This window comes from Mesorhizobium sp. CO1-1-7, assembly GCF_020164885.1.
GTDB classification, from domain to species: Bacteria; Pseudomonadota; Alphaproteobacteria; order Rhizobiales; family Rhizobiaceae; genus Mesorhizobium; species Mesorhizobium australicum.
Genome location: NZ_JAIUHA010000003.1, coordinates 1 through 17015, shown reverse-complemented (window position 1 = coordinate 17015; position 17015 = coordinate 1). Strand labels below are relative to the sequence as shown.

Genomic DNA, 17015 nt, shown 5'->3' with positions numbered 1-17015 from the left:
ATCAAGCTTTCGCCATCTTGGCGCTGGCGCTCACGGCCGCGGTGCGCAGCACGTAGTAGATGACGCCGGCAATCGCCACGCCGAAGAACCAGCCATAGACGCCCCACCAGGACGGCAGCCAGTTGGTGAAGTTGGGCAGGATCGACGAGAAGATGGCGCCGATGCCGGCGGCGATGAACGCATTGACGTGCCAGCCACCCTGGAAGCGGAACTCGCCGTCCTCGCGATACAGCGCCTCGACGTCGACTTCACCTTTGCGGATCAGATAGTAATCGACCATCATCACGCCGAAGATCGGCCCCATCGTTGCGCCGATGACGTTGACGAAGGAAGCCGCACTGCCTTCCCACGGTGCGAAGGGATAGAGCACCAGCGCGATGACGGCCGCGATGTAGCCGCCTTTCTTGAAGTCGATCTGGCGGGGAAAGACATTGGAAAAGTCGAAGGCCGGCGAGACGAAGTTGGCCACGACATTGATGCCGAGCGTCGCCACCGCGAAGGTGAGCGCCGCGAGCGCGGCCAGGAACCAGCTGTCGAACTTGGCCGAGATCTGGTCGGGGTGCAGCAGCACCTCATGGTAGACGTCGTAGGCGGCGATGGTGGTGACGCCGGCGACCAGCGAGAACAGGATCAGGTTGATCGGCAGGCCCCAGATATTGCCCTTGCGCAGCGATGCCTGGTCGGGGGCATAACGGGCGAAATCGCAGAAGTTTAGATAGAGCGCCGAGAAGTACGTCACCCAGATCGCCGCCACGGCAAACAGTGCGGTCCAAGACCCTGGAGTACCAGGGACGCCCGCATCCTTGGTCTTTTCAAGTAATACATCCATTGGGATATCGCTGGTGAAAGCGAAGGTTCCTGATTTGACGCAGAGATAGATGGCCAGGATCAGCATCATCACCCAGACCGCCGGGCCGGCCCAGTCCTGGAAGCGGCGCACCGTTTCCATACCGCGCTGGATGATCAGCAGTTGCAGTGCCCATATGATCACGAAGCAGATCACCTCCAGGCCGGAATGGCCAAGGAAATGGGTATTGGCGTTGAAATCGGCGAACCATTGCGAGCGGATCAGCAATGCGACGATGGCGCCTGAGGCGGCCGCTGTCTGCGCGCCGTACCAGAAGCAGGCGACGATGGCGCGCACCAGTGCCGGAATGTTGGCGCCCCAGATGCCGAAGGAGGCGCGGGCGAGCACGGGGTAGGGCACACCGGTCTTGACACCGGCATAACCGACCATGTTCATCAGTGCGTAGATGATCAGCGAACCGATGCCGATGGCGATGATGAAATTGACGAAGCCGCCACAGAACAGAAACAGGCTGGCGGCGAGGTAGTAGCCCCACAGGCTATGGACGTCCGACGTCCAGACGTTGAAGATCGAAAACGGTCCCCAGTTTCGAACCTTGGCAGGAGCGAGGTCTTCATTATACAGGTCAGGCGATGCGCCTTGTATCGTCATTGCAATGTCCCCTTCTTGCAGCACGCGCCCTCACGCGTTGACCGCAGAGGTTACGCCTGACGCTGGGGAACCGGCAAGCAATCGATTTGCCGGCTTTGGCCTTAAAGATATTCAATGCGAACCGCGATTATCGAGAGCCCGTGATGGTGAGCCGCTTTTGAAACAGGCCTGCCTGTCGATTCGAATTCTCGATCCACGGCTTCCAAGCTGGACAAATCCGCGTTCCCGACGCCTATCGGCAAGCAAGGCTGCCTAGGCGATGGCCATCACCCGCTTGTGGTCCTCGACTTCGGAAAGCAGCCAATCCTGAAACAGGCCCGTACCCGGCTTGTTTCCGATGCTGCGGCGCTGATGCAGGTAGATGCCGGCCGGATAGGTATGGCGGGCGCTGAACGGGGCGACCAGTTTGCCCTGCTGCAGCAGATCCTGGGCCATCATCGTGTCGGCGAGCGCTATTCCAGCGCCATTGATCGCCTCGCGCATGATCAGCGTACAATCATCCAGCGTCGTGCTGGATTTCGGCGTCGTGTCCAACACGCCTTCCTGCTCCAGCCAGCGCTTCCATCGCATGGTCTCGCATTCGTGGATCAGGTGGTGGTTGACCAGGTCGGCGGGCGATCGCAGCGGCATCGGCCCTTCAAGCAGCGAGGGCGCACAGACCGGCGTCAGGACCAGCGGGATCAGCAGCGTTAGAGCCGGGCCGGCCTTGTAGACGAACTCGTCGACGATGGCCAAATCGAAATTGGCCCGCTTGCCGGACGTGGATATCTCCAGATCTACGGACGGATGCCGTCGGCGAAAATTCGGCAGCCGGTCCGCCAGCCAAAGGTTCAGGACAGCAGGGACGCACAAAACCCGGACACGCTGGGTCCTGCCGTGGCTTGGGGGCCCGGCGAGACTGACATCGTCGGTGGCCCGCCAGATGGCTTCGAATGCTTCGGAGAGGCTGCGTGCGTAATAAGAGCCCCGAATGGTCGGCGTTATCTGCCGAAAGCCGCGCTCGAACAGCTCCTGGCCGAGATTCCGTTCGAGTGCGCGGATGTGACGGCTGATAGCCGAGGGTGTCAGATGCAGCTCTTCGGCTGCGTCCTTGACGCTGCCGAGACGGGCGGCGGCCTCGAAAGCGCGCATGCCATTGAGTGAGGGTAGGGCCATCGGCCGATCATGAATTGCCAGTTGAGTTTTTGTCAATCGATATGGACAAAATTGGCGTTTGATCGCCTGACCCGTTCGGGGATACCCAAGAGGCAAGAGCAATTAAGTCGTCTCAAGAACGACAATTTGGGGACTTCGGCACGATCCAACCAGAGGTGACGGCCGGCTTGACCGGTTTCCACCGGTGGCGGGAGAAGCCTTGCGCAAACTGCAAGCCGCGCCTGGGCCAAAGCCCCGCAAAGAGGAGAACGCCTACCTATGCCTCAATCGCCAGTGCCGGTCTTTGAAACGGCGGACGAGATTTCCGCTGAAACCTCCGTCGTCGTGATTTTGCAGGCCGCTCAAACCGGCTTTGGCCCGCGGGCAACGGCCCTGGACACCGAAATGGGCGGGATCCTCTCCCGGGCCTGTGCCGATGCGGCTGCCTTGGCTGAATCCGGCGCCTGTATCGATGTCATCGCCCCCCAGGCGGTATCGGCGCGGCGCGTGATTGTCCTGGCCATGGGCAAGGCTGAGGCCGTCACCGCACTCTCCTTGGCGCGTGCCGGCGGCCTGCTTGCCGCGCATCTGGAGGGCAAAGGGGAATGCGCGGCCACCCTGGTCCTGGACCCCATTGCCGGCATAAGTCTGCCGGGAGCGGAAATCCTGGCAAGAGTCGCGCTTGGCATGCGGCTGCGGCGCTATCGTTTCGACATGCGCAACCGGCGCCAAGGGGCGGGGGCCGATCGGACCCTTCGGGTGCAACTGGTCGGGGCCGGCGGTCCGGAGCTGAATTCGGCGCTGGCGCGGATCAATGCCATCGCGGATGGCGTCGAATATGCGCGCACACTGGTCAACCTGCCGCCGAACCATCTCCATCCCGACAATTTCCACGATCACCTGGAGCCTCTGCGCGAAGCCGGCATCGACGTCGAGATACTCGATACGGCGAAGCTCAGGGAATTCGGCATGAACGCGATCCTGGCCGTGGGGGCGGGTTCGGTGCGGCCGCCTCGGGTCGCCGTCCTGCGCTATCGCGGCAAGGGTGCTCCTGCGCAGCCGCTGGCGTTCGTCGGCAAGGGTGTCTGTTTTGATTCCGGCGGTCTCTGCATTAAACGCGGCGAGCAGATGTTCGATATGAAGGCCGACATGGGCGGTGCGGCCGCCGTGGTCGGCCTGCTGATCGCCCTGGCCCGGCAAGGCAGCCTGGTGCACGTCGTCGGTGTGCTCGGCATTGCCGAGAACATGCCGTCAGGCACCGCGCTCAAGCCGCGCGACATCATCACGACAGCGTCCGGGCAAACCGTGGAAGTGTTCGACACGGATGCGGAAGGCCGCCTGATCCTGGCCGACTGCCTCTATTATGCCGCTTCGCGCTTCAATCCGTCGGTGATCGTCGACCTCGCCACCTTGACCTATTCGGTGATGCGCGGTCTTGGATCGGTATTCGCCGGTCTCTTCAGCACCGACGATGCCATCGCCTCGCGGATGATCGCGGCCGGAGAAATAGTCGGCGAGCGGTTCTGGCAGCTGCCGCTCGACCGGGCTTATGACGAGGGCCTGCAATCGCCGTTCGCGGACCTGCGACATCACGCCAAGGACATGGAAGACGGCGACGCTCCTTACGCGGCGGCGTTCCTGCGACACTTCACGGAAGACCGCCCCTGGGTGCATCTCGACATCGCCGGCAAGGAACTGACCGAGAAGGATCAGCCCCTGGGCCGGGAAGGCGCTACCGCATTCGGCGTGCAGATGCTGGAAGAATGGGTTCGCGCCAGCCGAGTTGCAAACTAGGTGACCAGCGGCATGCCTTCAAACATTCAGGAGATCGGGATGTCATCGGAGATCGTCACCAGGGAAGGGCGGGCCGATTTCGGCGACTACGAAACCTGGTATCGCGTCAGCGGTAACCTCGATGCTGACAAGGCTCCGATCGTCATTTTGCATGGCGGGCCGGGAGCCGCCCACAATTACGTCGATGCCTACAAGCTTCTTGCCCGAAGAGGCCGCGCCGTCATCCACTACGACCAGCTGGGCTGCGGCAATTCCACCTTGCTGCCGGACAAAGGCGCCGATTTCTGGACACCCAGGCTGTTCATCGATGAGCTTGAAAACCTTGTCGACCATCTCGGCATCCGCGGCGGCTTCCACGTGCTCGGACAGAGCTGGGGCGGCATGTTGGGCGCCGAGTATGGGGTGACGCGGCCGAAGGGCTTGAAGTCGCTGACCATCGCCAACTCGCCGGCGTCCATGAAGCTCTGGGTAGAGGAGGCCAACCGGCTGCGCGCCGACCTGCCCATGGACGTACAGGAGACACTGACCCGGCACGAACAGGCTGGCACGACGGATCATCCGGACTACCAGCAAGCGACGATGGTGTTTTACGAGCGGCATGTCTGCCGGATCGTTCCGTTCCCCGCCGAAGTGACCGAGACCTTCGCCCAGGTCGTGCGCAATCCGACCGTTTACAACGTCATGAACGGGCCGAACGAGTTCCATGTCATCGGTACGCTGAAGAACTGGAGCATCATCGATCGGCTGCCTGCCGTCGATGTTCCGACGCTGATCGTTTCCGGCCGTTACGACGAAGCCACGCCCGCGACCGTGCAGCCGTTCAAGGACGGCATCGAGGGATCGCGCTGGCAGGTATTCGAGCATTCCAGCCATATGCCGCATGTCGAAGAGCAGGATCTATGCATGCGGGTGGTGGGAGACTTCCTGGACGACAACGACAACTGAAAAAAGGGGAACTGCGACATGAAGAAACTGCTCTTGGCGGCGTCAGCCGCGGCATTGCTGGCCGGCTCGTGGCTGGCTCCGGCACAGGCCGAATACCTCAAGGAACATCGCGGCGGCACTATTCGCCTGCTGGCCCGCTCGGCCGCCGGAACGCTCGATCCGCACATCAATTACACCGACCAGGGCTGGCAGATGTATCAGCCGATCTATGACGGGCTGGTCGCCTTCCGCAAGGCCGAGGGCATGGACGGCTTCACCATCGTCCCCGATCTGGCCGAGGCGCTGCCCGAGGTGACCAATGACGGCAAGACCTTCACCTTCAAACTGCGCAAGGGCATCAAGTTCTCCGACGGCAAGGATCTCGGCGTGAAGGACGTCGTTGCTTCCTTCCAGCGCATCTTCAAGGTCTCCGGACCGACCTCCGGCACCTTCTATGCCGGCATCGTCGGCGCCGACAAATGCCTTGCCGAAACCAAGAGCTGCACGCTGGAAGGCGGCGTTGTCGGCGACGAAGCGGCAGGCACCATTACGTTGAATCTCACCAAGCCGGACGCCGAGATCCTCTACAAGCTTGCGTTGCCGCATGCTGTGGTCCTGCCGGCGGACACGCCTGCGGAAGACATGGGCTCCAAGCCCATCCCCAGCACCGGCGCCTACATGATCTCCGCCTTCGATCCCAACAAGGGCATGACGGTGACCCGCAACCCCAATTTCAAGCAATGGAGCGAGGACGCCCAGCCGGACGGCTATCCTGATGTCGTCCAGTATGATTTCGGCCTCTCCGAGGAAGCTGCCGTCACCGCGATCCAGAACGGGGAAGCCGACTGGATGTTCGACGCGCTGCCCAGCGATCGTCTCGGCGAACTCGGTACCAAGGCCATGGACCAGTTGCATATCTCGCCGCTCTCGGCCTGGTGGTATGCGCCGCTCAACAACCGGCTGGCGCCGTTCGACAATGAAAAGGCGCGCCAGGCCGTTGCCTACGCGGTCGACCGCAACACGCTGGTCAAGCTGTTTGGCGGCAAGGTGCTGGCCTCGCCGGTGTGTCAGGTCCTGCCTCCGGATTTCCCCGGCCACGAAGACTACTGCCCCTTCACCAAGAACCCCGGCGCCAAGTGGTCGGCGCCAGACCTCGACAAGGCAAAGCAGCTCGTCGAGGAATCGGGCACCAAGGGCCAGAAGGTGACCATCATCGTCGAGGACACGGCCATTTCCCGCTCCATCGGCGTCTATCTGCAGAGCGTGCTGACCACCATCGGCTATGTCGCCGACGTCAAGCCGATCTCGTCGAACATCCAGTTCACCTACATCCAGAACACCAACAACAAAGTGCAGATGTCCGTTACCCAATGGTACAAGGACTATCCCGCGGCTTCGGACTTCCTGAACATCCTGTTCAGCTGCGCATCTTTCCGTGAAGGTTCGGACGCTTCGATCAACATCGCCGGCTTCTGCGACAAGGATATCGACGCCAAAATGCAGAAGGCATTGGACCTCGGTGTGACCGACCAGAAAGCCGCCGACAAAATGTGGGCCGAAATCGACAGGCAAGTCACGGACAAGGCACCGGCCGTCGGCCTCTTTACGCCGAAGCGGCTTGACTTCGTCAGCAAGCGCGTCGGCAATTTCAAGTTCAACCGGCAGTTCAACTGGATGATCACCCAGTCGTGGGTACAGTAATGGCCTGGGTACAGTAATGGCCTGGGTGCAGTAACGAACCGCGAAGGGCACGTCCGTGTCGTACCAAGTCGCTGCCGTGCCGCGCAAAACGCGAGGGCCCTGGGCCGTCGCGTTTGCGAAGCTGGCAAGAAACAAAGCCGCCATGGCGTCCCTGGCCGTGTTCCTCGTCATCGTCCTTGCCTGTCTCAGTGCGCCTCTCTATGCGAAATGGGCAGGAACAGACCCTTTCGCCTCGACGCTCGACGCCGTCATCCAGATCGACGGTGCCGACGTTCCGGTGATGGAACAATCGACAGAGGGGCTCGGGCTTGGCTACACGCCGCTCGGCCCGACCTGGCGGATCGGCAACTATTTCCTCGGCGCCGACAGCCAGGGGCGCGATGTCATGGCCCGGATGCTCTATGGCGGGCTGAGCTCGCTGCTGATCTCCGGGGCCGCCACCATCTTCACCCTGATTCTCGGCACGGCGGCGGGATTGATCGCGGGGTATTTCGGCGGCGTTACCGACACGGTTCTGTCGCGCTTGCTGGATGTGCTCTGGGCATTTCCGATCTATCTCCTGGCGATTTCGCTTTCCATTGTCACAATTTCGCAAGGCATCTCGATCGGACCGATCGAGATCGAGTCCGGCAGCCTGTGGTTGCCGGTCATCATCATCGGGATCGTCTATATACCCTATGTGGCGCGTCCGATCCGGGGGCAGGTTCTGTCGCTGCGGCACAGCGAGTTCGTGCTGGCCGCGATCAATCTGGGCGTACCGGGATGGCGGATATTGTGGCGCGACATCCTGCCCAACATCACCACCACCCTCATCGTGTTCATACCGCTGATGATGGCGCTGAACATGCTTACCGAATCGGCGCTCTCCTTCCTCTCGATTGGCGTCCAGCCGCCCGCGGCGAGCTGGGGAACCATCATCCAGGACGGGCAGGCGCTGCTTTACACCAGGCCACTCGTGGCGCTGGTGCCAGGCCTGGCGATCGCGATTTCCGTCATGACCCTCAATGTCTTCGGCGACGGCCTGCGCGACGCGCTCGACCCGCGCTCGAAGGTTCGGCTGGGGCGCGACTGATGATCTACGCCATCCTGCGCCGTTTCGGTCAGATGCTGTTCGTGATGTTCGGCATCTCGGTCATCGTCTTCCTGATTTTCTTCGCCACACCGGGCGCCGACCCGGCGGCCCGTATCGCCGGCCGCAATGCATCGCCCGAAGTGCTCGAGGCGGTACGCCACAGCTTCGGCTTCGACCGGCCGCTCTACGTGCAATACGTGACCATGATGGAGAAGATCTTCGTCACGGGCGATCTGACTTCCTTCGTCAATCGCGGCTGGAAGGTGGTGCCGGCGGTGATGGATTCCATACCGGTCACGCTCTCGCTGGTGTTCGGGGCGGCGATCCTGTGGGTGGTTGTCTCCATCGGCATAGGCATCATCGCCGCCGCCACACGCGACAGTTGGCTGGACAGGCTGCTGATGGCGTTGGGCTTGCTCGGCATTTCCATGCCGGTCTACTGGCTGGGCGAGGTGATGAACCTGATCACCCAGAGCCGCTATCACGACAGCTGGGCATTTTCCTGGGTGCCGCCGCTTGGCTACAAGAATTTTTCCGACGACCCGAAAGGCTGGTTCCTGACGCTGGTCATACCTTGGATCACGCTCGCCATCCTCTACATCGGCATTTACGGGCGGGTCTTGCGCGCGGCGATCATCGAATCCCTGCAGGAAGACTATATCCGCACGGCCCGCGCCAAGGGCCTTTCGGAGACCCGCATCCTGCTGCGCCATGCCTTGCGCACGTCGCTCATCGCCTTCGTCACCTTGTTCGGTCTCGACTTCGGCGCACTGGTGGGCGGCTCGGCCCTCCTGACCGAAGTGGTGTTCGGGCTGCACGGCATCGGCAAGCTCACCTATGACGCACTGCAGAACCTCGATTTGCCAATGATCATGGCGACGGTGATGTACGCTTCCATGTTCGTGGTGGTCGCCAACGCGGTCGTCGATTTCGTCTACATCCTTCTCGATCCGCGCCTGAGGACATCATGATATTGTCGGTGCGTGATCTCCGTGTATCCTTCCGGACCGATGATGGCCTGGTGGGGGCCATCGATGGTGTTTCCTTCGACCTCGCGGAAAGCGAAATTCTCGGTGTCGTCGGCGAGTCCGGCTCCGGCAAGACCGTGTCGCTGCTTGCGGTGATGGGGCTTATCACCGATCCCAACGCCATCATCGAAGGCTCGATCCGCTACAAGGGTCGCGAGTTGGTCGGACTGCCGCCGCGCGAACTGAGGCACCTGCGGGGCAACGAGATCGCAATGATCTTCCAGGATCCGATGACGGCGCTGACGCCGGTCTACACCATCGGCTGGCAGATCGCCGAACAGATCCGCGCGCATCGCAACATCAGCAAATCCAAGGCCATGGAGCGGGTGGAGGAACTTCTGGCGGAGGTGAATTTCCCCAATCCGCACGAAGCAATGTCGCGCTATCCGCACCAGCTCTCCGGCGGCATGCGCCAACGGGCGGTGATCGCGATGGCGCTGTCCTGCAACCCGGCGCTACTGGTGGCGGATGAGCCGACCACGGCGCTCGACGTCACGGTGCAGGCAGGCATTCTCGATCTGGTGCGCAAGCTGCGCGCCACGCACAAATCGGCGGTGGTCTTCATCACCCATGACATGGGCGTGGTCTCCGAACTCGCCGACCGGGTCATGGTCATGTATGCGGGCCGCATCGTGGAACGCGGCAGCCGCACGGAGCTGTTCTCCGACCCGCGACACCCCTATACGCGTGCATTGCTTGGTTCGATCCCGCCGCTGACCGGTGCCAAACCCCGCCGCCTGCCGGCCATTCCCGGGTCTCCGCCATCGCTGCTGCGATTGCCGCAAGGCTGCGCCTTCGGTCCGCGTTGCCCTGTCGGGTATGAGCCCTGCCTAACCAAGAAGCCCGAGCTTGGCGCCGCCACGCACGCGGCGGCCTGTTTCCGGGTGGCCCAGACATGATCGGACCGATGATCGACAAAGACCGTCCAATCCTCGAAACGCGCGGGCTCGGCAAGCGCTTCTCGATCGGCAGCCGTTTTTCCGCGGAGGGCAGGCGAACCGTCCACGCGGTCGACAATGTCTCCCTCACAGTGCGCCGCGGCGAAACCGTCGGATTGGTCGGCGAGTCCGGGTGCGGCAAGTCCACGCTGGCGCGGTGCCTGGTCAGGCTCTACGACATTTCGGACGGCAAGCTCCTGTTCGAAGGCGACGACATCACCTCGAAATCGCTGTCTGAACTGAGGCCGCTGCGGCGGCGCCTGCAAATGGTCTTCCAGGACCCGTCGGCCTCGCTCAATCCGCGCCGGCGCGTCGGCGACCTGGTGGCCGAACCGCTGCGCATCCATGGCAGGCTTTCATCGCGCGAGATCGCCAGCCGCGTCGCGGAACTGTTCGACCTCGTGGGACTGTTGCCGGACCATGTCATGCGCTTCCCCCATGAATTCTCGGGCGGGCAGCGCCAGCGTGTCGGCATTGCACGCGCCATCGCCCTCAATCCCGATCTCGTCGTTCTCGACGAACCTGTCTCCGCGCTCGACGTGTCCGTACAGGCGCAGATCGTCAACCTGCTTGCCGATCTGCAGGAGAAGTTGGACCTCACCTATGTTTTCATCGCCCACGACCTGTCCGTGGTGCGTCAGGTCTCGACCCGCATCGCGGTCATGTATCTCGGCTCGATCGTCGAGGAAGGGCCGGCGGAAGAGGTGTTTTCAGCCCCGGCCCACCCTTACAGCCAGGCCCTGATCTCGGCCGTTCCCGTCGTGCAGACGACCAGTGGGACGCGTAAGCGTATTATCCTTACAGGCGACGTACCGAGCCCGCTCAACCCGCCCTCCGGTTGCCGTTTCCATCCCCGATGCCCAATAGCGGTTGAGCGTTGCCGTTCGGAACGGCCGGAGCTGAGGGAGCACCAATCCGGCCGCAAAACGGCTTGCCACTTCCCGACGGTATAACCGACCTCATTCCGATCCAGAATTTTTTAAAAATTCTGTTTCCATATGGAACAAATCGCCAGGCGGGGCGTTTCATAAGGTTCGATCGAGCGCATCTTGATCGACCGGGAGGAAACAATGGACTACCTGCATTTCTTTGCGCCCGTGCGGATATCGCGCGGGCAGGGGCATCCTGTAGAAGAAGTGGATAGTGTTGCCGAGGCGATGGTTTTCTTGCGTAAATGGCCGACGGGACGACGTGGGCCAGTTTATCAGTGCGCGCTGAATTGCTGCTCGGCTGCCCTGTCGGGACAGATGTCGGCGGAGGAAGCCAGAAAGGCGTTCACCGGATTTGCCCGGATCACGCGGCTTCTCGACGATGACATGGCACTGCCGATGGGCAGCGACAGCATGGCGAGCATACACGCGCTGCGGCGATAGCCGCCACGCCCCTTTGCCTTTGGTGGATCGCGCCCCTTACGGGCGCGATGGAGGTTATGCTTGACCCTCGGGGCAGGTCGGTGGGTATCGCTTCTCAATTCTCCCTGAACCCACGATTGAGCGAATCGCGAACCGGCGCCAACATATAGTCCAGCAGCGTGTGCTCGCCGGTCAGGATCATGACTTCCGCCGGCATGCCGGGCGATAGATGGATGTCATGCAGATCCCTGAGATCGGCCGCGTCGATCTTGACCTTGGCAAGGAAATAAGGCTCTCCGGTTCTCTCGTCCGTCATCCGGTCAGCCGAAATCGAGGTCAGCAGGCCATGGATTTGCGGCAGGTGTCTGGTTGGATAGGCCGACAGCACCACACGGGCCGGCATGTCCGGATGCACCACGTCGATATCCGTGGGCTTGATGCGGGAATCGATGATCAGATTGGCCTCGTTCGGGACGATGTCGAGAAGCGCCTGACCGCTGGAGATCACGCCCGATTCCGTTGTTACGCGCAGGTTCATCACCGTTCCGGCGATTGGCGCGACGATGTCCGTCCTCGCCAGCACGTCCTGGCGCGAAGGCAATTGGCTGCGCAATTCGGCGAGATCCGTGCGCGCTTTGGCAAGATCCTCGTTGGCGCTCTCGCTATCCTGCTGACGCAGGTTGAGGAGTTGGAACTGGGTTTCGCCGATCTGCTGATCGTTCTTCGCTATCTGCGCCCGGTTCGATGCCTGGTTGGCTCGAATGTCGGCCTGGGAGCGCTGAAGCGCCAATATCCGCGGCAGGCGTTCGAGGCCCTTCCTGTACATCTCCTGCGCGGAGGCGATCTCCTGGTCGATCAGGCCGAGTTGCTCGGCCTCGGCCGCCATGACATCCCTCGCTCCCGTGCTTTGCTCTTCGATCTGCGCGATGCGTTTGTTGAGGATCTGTGTGCGGCCTTGGCGGGTTGCGAGGCGGCTGTCGAGCAGCGCCTGTTCTTCGGCGACCACCTTGCGCGCGCTCTCGCTGTCGATCGAGGTCAGCTCGTTGGGGAAGGTTATCCGGTCCTGACCGGCAAGCTCCGAAACAAGTCGCGCCTCGGTCGCCAGCAGGCGAATATAGCGCCCCTCCAGCTCGTCATATCGCCCTTGCGCATCGGTCGTCTTCAGGCCGATCAGCACTTGGCCGACGCTGACTTTATCGCCCTCCTTGACGTGGATCGCGCCGATGATGCCGCCCTCCAGATGCTGGATGGTCTTACGATAACCCTCGGGGCTGACGACGCCGTTGGCAACGACAGCGCTCGCCAGCAGGGCGACGCTTGACCAAGCAGCGGTGCCGCCTACGAAAAGGATGGCCGAAGCGTAGCCCAGCATTCGCGCCGGCCGCGTCCGCAGCTTCAGATTGCGCCTGCTGGCACGGTAGGCGCGCGAGCGTCGCCGGAGCAATCCCGCAATCAAGAGCAGGAAGAGCGCGCCAGCCACCGCCAGCAACATTATGCGAGACGGCGTGTCGGTCCCATCCAACCAAACCGATACCGCTGTGCTGAGGTCGTTGGCGGAGGCGGTCAGCCTGTCGGTGAGTTCGTGCAAGCTGTCCGTCAGCCGGTTCAGCGTCGTCGAGAAGTCGCCAAATCGATCGCTCATGGCTCACTCCGCTGCGTTCAGTTTCGTTGCCGCGTTGGCAACAAGCTTTTCCCGCAAGGCCGCCGGAACCGGAATGCGCCTGGGCGGTCCGCCGAGCGCGCCGAGCACCTCGTCGCGCGTGCCGAACATCGAAACCGATCCGTCATGGAGGAAGACGACATGATCGGCGGTGCGCAGGAGATTGGTCTGGTGGCTGACGAGAATGACGGTGCGGCCCCGCTCCTTCAGTTGCTGGAGCACGTTGAACAGCGCCACTTCGCCTTCACCGTCCAGGCCGGTGTTCGGTTCGTCGAGAACGATCAGCTGCGGATCGCCGAACAGTGCCCGGGCCAACGCGACACGCTGGCGCTGGCCGCGCGAAATGCGAGCGCCATGCGGTCCCACTTCGGTCCGGTAGCCGTTCGGCAGCCGCAGGATCATATCATGGATGCCGGCAAGCTGCGCCGCGGCGATGACCGCGTCGCTGTCGACGTCACGCAGGCGCGCGATGTTCTCGCCGATCGTTCCTGGGAACAGCTCGACCTGCTGCGGCAGATAGCCGAGATGCATGCCAAGTTCGTCCGAAGGCCAGTTGCACACCTCCGCGCCATCCAGCCTGACATGGCCGAGCGAAGGCCGCAGCGCGCCGACGATAAGACGACAGAGCGTGGTCTTGCCGGAACCGGACTGGCCGATCACACCGCAGGTCTGGCCCGGCTCAACGCCGAAGCTTATGGCATTGACAAGCGCCTGGGACGTTCCCGGCGCGCAGTAATGCAGGTTCTCGAGCTTCAGCCTGCCTTGTGGGCGGGGCAATGTGACGCCAACCGTTTGCATCGATCTGGTGTCGGCGAAAAGCTTCGTGAGATTGCGGCGCGCGGTTCGCGCGCTGACTAGGCCGCGCCAGGCGCCGATAGAGCGCTCGATCGGCGCCAACGCGCGGCTGAGCAGGATCGAGGCCGCAATCATCGAGCCTGGCGTCAGCTCGCGACGCAGGACGAGATAGGCGCCGAGCCCGAGCACCGCCACTTGGAGCGCTAGGCGAAGCGAACGCGACAAGCTGCCGATGACGGTGGTGCGCCGCAGGAGCCGGGTCTGGATATCCATCAGCGACTGCTGGTTTTCCTCCCAGCGCCGCAGCGCCGGCTCGGACATGCCGAGCGAGCGCAATGTCTCGGCGCCGTCGATGAACTGCCCGACGGCGGTCTGGCTGCGGCGCAGTCCGGCCGCGGCCTCCTGGCTCTTGCGGCGGGTGAGGAAATCATTGGCGAGCGCAGCACAGAACAAAAGCACGGCGCCGGCAAGACCGACCACGCCCAGCGCGGGATGCAGCAACCACATGAACGCCAGGAAGACCGGTGTCCATGGCGCGTCGAGAAAGGTCAGGATGCCGTCGCCGGCGATGAAACCGCGCAGGTCCGCTACGTCCTTCAGCCCGGCTTCGAGGCTGCTGCCGGCGAGCCGCGCGTCCATGGCGCGTTCGATCACCGGAACGCTGAGCTGGTCGTCCAGCCATTGGCTGATATGCCCCAGCATCATACGGCGGGCGTGTTCCAGCATGCCGTAGACGGCGATGGCGCCGACAACGGCCAATGTGAGCCAGAACAATGTGTCGATGGAACCGCTCGACAGTACCCGGTCGTAGATTTGCAGCATGTAAACGGTGCTGGCGAGCAGGAGAAGATTGGAGACCAGGCTGAAGAGGAGGAGGGCGGGGACCTGGTGGCGTGCCAGATGCATTACCTCCTGGAATTGCGGTCTTGGCTGCATCACGGATACCCCACTTCGATGCTTGCCGGCACCCGGCCGGTGTGAAACGGGGACAGCTGATGCCGCCCCCGTCGGGTCTGGTGTCAGGCGATGTCGACAAGGATGTGCTGCATCGCTGTGTGATCGGCGTCCGCGTCCGCCACCTGGAAAGCGAAGTCGAGGTGAGCGTCCGGCGTCTGCGTCACGGTCGAGGTGAAGCCGATATCCGTGATCTTCAGCACGTCGTTGTCGACGGGGTCGAAGTTGACCAGACTGGCGGTCGTGTTGCTCCCACCGCTAGCGCCGGTCGCTCCGTTCAAGTCGATTGCCTGGCCGGTGATGCCGTTGCCGGACTGCATGATCTGAACGCCTTGCAGCGAGTAATGTTCGCCGGCCGCGTTGTAGTCGTTCTGCTCGATGATCACGAGGCCGTCATTGTTGTCGAGTGTGAACTCGCCATTGTAAGGGGCCGGCACCTGACCCTTCTTGAAGATGTCGGAGTTCGAGACATACACGGCCCGTGTGATCTCGTTTGTGCCGTCGGTCAGGTCGAGGATTAGCATCAGGTCTTCGCTGTTGCCGATGCCGTCGAACTTGATGGCCATCGCGCCGGCCGTCGCGGTCGGATCGGTAGCCTCGGTCTGGATGCCGACACTGCTGTCGAAGAACCGCAGGGTAAGCAGTTCGCCTTTCTGGATCGTGTCGCCGGCGACACCGTTAGTGCTCTGGGTGGCAGAAACCCAGGTTTCATTGCTGTTGCTGACCATATCGTGGGTACCGGCCGTCGGCAGCGAGTTGAACGTGGAGTCGCCGGAAGACCCCTCTCCATTATTCGTCAGGCTGAACGGATGGCTTCTGTCGATCAGGTTGCCGGTGAACTGCACGTAAAAGTCTTCGTCGGCCGCCGTGCCCGGGTCATCCGCCTGCAACTTCTCCACCACGATCGGCGGGTGGCCTGCATTGCTCAAGGGCTCCTTGGACAGGAGTTGGCTGGTGTGAATCACGTCGAAAGTGAAGCCTTCGAGTGGGTCGGTCACGGTGATGGCGTAAGTGTCGTTGACCTTGTCGAAGACGAGGGTGCCACCCGCCGTGCCGGTCTGGAGCCCGGCAGCCGAATCCTTGTCGTAGGTGAAGCTGAAGTTGAATGTTGCGGTCGTGTCGGTCTCCGATGCGAGCGTCACATCCGGGGTGAGGACATTGCCGCCGCCACCGCCGACGATCGTGCCGCTCAGCCCGATCTGGACGCCGGCAAGCGCGCCGTTCTGGTCGACAAAGTCGGAACCGCCGCCGGCGTAGAACGCAGTCGGGTGCGCATCGGCGCCGATGTCGTAGCCGAAGGCTCCGGAGGCGGATGCATTCAGCGCGTTGGCCAGGGTCTCGTTCTGGATACCCGCGGTGCCTGGGTCGCCGTCGAACGGCGCGGTGATCGTTGGCGCGTCGTCCTTGAAGATGAGGCTGGTCCCGATATTGACATGGTCCGATGCCTGATCGCCGTCACCATCGGTGATGGTGGCGGTCAAAGTGACGAGATTATCAGCCGCCAAAGTTGTTGCCTGATCCGGTCCGGAGTCGGGCGAATGTATGACCGCACGTTCCTGGTAGAGGGTCACGTTGCCGTCGGCGGCCACGCTCACCGTGAATACCACGGCGCCCGCGGCCGATCCGGCGCGGCCAACCACCTCGCCGCTTTCGACGAAGAGCAGAATCGACAGGCCGCTCAAGGTGTCTGTCAGGCCGCTGACGTTGGTGACCTGATTGATGTCGAGCGTGTAGCTCATGGCACCGCCATCCGCACCGGCATGCGGGGTAAAGACAGCCGCGAAATCGGCGGCGTTGCTGCCGAGGCTCGACTCGTCGACGGTTAGCGTCGGCTCGGTGCCGGTCGTCGATATGCTCGGCCCGTCATCGTGGAAGTTGAGGTTCTGGCCGATGTTGAGCGTTGCCGACTGGTGGTCGCCGTCCTTGTCGGTAACGGTTGCGGTGAGCTTGACCAGGTTGTCGGCGGAAAGCGTGGCATTGTCATTGGGGTCGTTGGAGTCCGAGTGGACCAAGGCACGTATCTGGTCGAGGGTGACGTTGCCGCTGGCGTCGACGGATACCGTGAAGACGAGGTCGCTGGTGCCGGAGGTGCGGCCCTCGACAACGCCGCCGGCAGTGACCGACAGTACGACCTCCTGGTTGGTCGCAGTGTCGATCAACCCGGTCGAGCCGGCCGTGACGGCGAGCGCATAGGTGACCGCTCC

At 62.5% G+C, this 17015-nt stretch carries 13 protein-coding genes; 8 read left to right on the top strand and 5 right to left on the bottom strand.

The window, feature by feature from the left end; translation table 11 throughout:
- Nucleotide 1: 1 nt before the first annotated feature.
- Together LB516_RS06690 and LB516_RS06685 are read right to left on the bottom strand one after the other, a co-directional pair.
- On the bottom strand, nucleotides 2-1459 hold the full coding sequence (locus LB516_RS06690; protein ID WP_140793586.1) for an NCS1 family nucleobase:cation symporter-1: 1458 nt from the start codon (nucleotides 1457-1459) through the stop codon (nucleotides 2-4).
- A 252-nt stretch (nucleotides 1460-1711) separates the two neighbouring features.
- Nucleotides 1712-2614, bottom strand: a complete 903-nt coding sequence (locus LB516_RS06685) for a LysR substrate-binding domain-containing protein (RefSeq protein WP_224597519.1) — start codon at nucleotides 2612-2614, stop codon at nucleotides 1712-1714.
- Nucleotides 2615-2872: 258 nt separating this feature from the next.
- Here LB516_RS06685 and LB516_RS06680 point away from each other — a divergent pair, with 258 nt between their 5' ends.
- The 8 genes from LB516_RS06680 (at nucleotide 2873) to LB516_RS06645 (ending at nucleotide 11423) form a co-directional block, all read left to right on the top strand.
- A complete protein-coding gene (locus LB516_RS06680; RefSeq protein WP_224719200.1) occupies nucleotides 2873-4387 on the top strand; it encodes a leucyl aminopeptidase in 1515 nt (504 codons plus the stop codon).
- Between the two features lie 39 nt (nucleotides 4388-4426).
- On the top strand, nucleotides 4427-5332 hold the full coding sequence (locus LB516_RS06675) for a proline iminopeptidase-family hydrolase (protein WP_224719199.1): 906 nt from the start codon (nucleotides 4427-4429) through the stop codon (nucleotides 5330-5332).
- Between the two features lie 18 nt (nucleotides 5333-5350).
- The gene (locus tag LB516_RS06670) at nucleotides 5351-7012 is read left to right on the top strand and encodes an ABC transporter substrate-binding protein (protein ID WP_140616442.1); all 1662 of its coding nucleotides are present in this window, start codon (nucleotides 5351-5353) and stop codon (nucleotides 7010-7012) included.
- A 55-nt stretch (nucleotides 7013-7067) separates the two neighbouring features.
- A complete protein-coding gene (locus tag LB516_RS06665; RefSeq protein ID WP_224719198.1) occupies nucleotides 7068-8084 on the top strand; it encodes an ABC transporter permease in 1017 nt (338 codons plus the stop codon).
- Nucleotides 8084-9055, top strand: coding sequence for an ABC transporter permease (locus LB516_RS06660; RefSeq protein ID WP_140717983.1), 972 nt, complete (start codon nucleotides 8084-8086; stop codon nucleotides 9053-9055). Before LB516_RS06665 ends, LB516_RS06660 begins: the two co-directional genes overlap by 1 nt.
- A complete protein-coding gene (locus LB516_RS06655; RefSeq protein ID WP_224719197.1) occupies nucleotides 9052-10011 on the top strand; it encodes an ABC transporter ATP-binding protein in 960 nt (319 codons plus the stop codon). The genes LB516_RS06660 and LB516_RS06655 overlap by 4 nt, the downstream gene beginning before the upstream one ends.
- An 8-nt stretch (nucleotides 10012-10019) precedes the next feature.
- Nucleotides 10020-11003 (top strand): ABC transporter ATP-binding protein, encoded by a 984-nt coding sequence (locus tag LB516_RS06650; RefSeq protein ID WP_224719196.1) that lies wholly within the window; start codon nucleotides 10020-10022, stop codon nucleotides 11001-11003.
- Nucleotides 11004-11120: 117 nt separating this feature from the next.
- Entirely contained in the window at nucleotides 11121-11423 is a 303-nt protein-coding gene (locus tag LB516_RS06645; protein WP_015317826.1) for a DUF982 domain-containing protein, read from the top strand.
- Nucleotides 11424-11517: 94 nt separating this feature from the next.
- On the opposite strand, the gene LB516_RS06640 is transcribed toward LB516_RS06645, so the two are convergent.
- The 3 genes from LB516_RS06640 to LB516_RS06630 all read right to left on the bottom strand — a co-directional run.
- Nucleotides 11518-13044 carry an HlyD family type I secretion periplasmic adaptor subunit gene (locus LB516_RS06640; protein ID WP_224719195.1) on the bottom strand — a complete coding sequence of 509 codons (1527 nt, stop codon included), beginning with the start codon at nucleotides 13042-13044 and terminating at the stop codon, nucleotides 11518-11520.
- 3 nt (nucleotides 13045-13047) lie between these two features.
- Nucleotides 13048-14763, bottom strand: coding sequence for a type I secretion system permease/ATPase (locus tag LB516_RS06635; RefSeq protein ID WP_224719194.1), 1716 nt, complete (start codon nucleotides 14761-14763; stop codon nucleotides 13048-13050).
- 113 nt (nucleotides 14764-14876) lie between these two features.
- Nucleotides 14877-17015, bottom strand: a 2139-nt coding sequence (locus tag LB516_RS06630; RefSeq protein ID WP_224719193.1) for a DUF5801 repeats-in-toxin domain-containing protein, incomplete at its 5' end; no start/stop codon positions are given.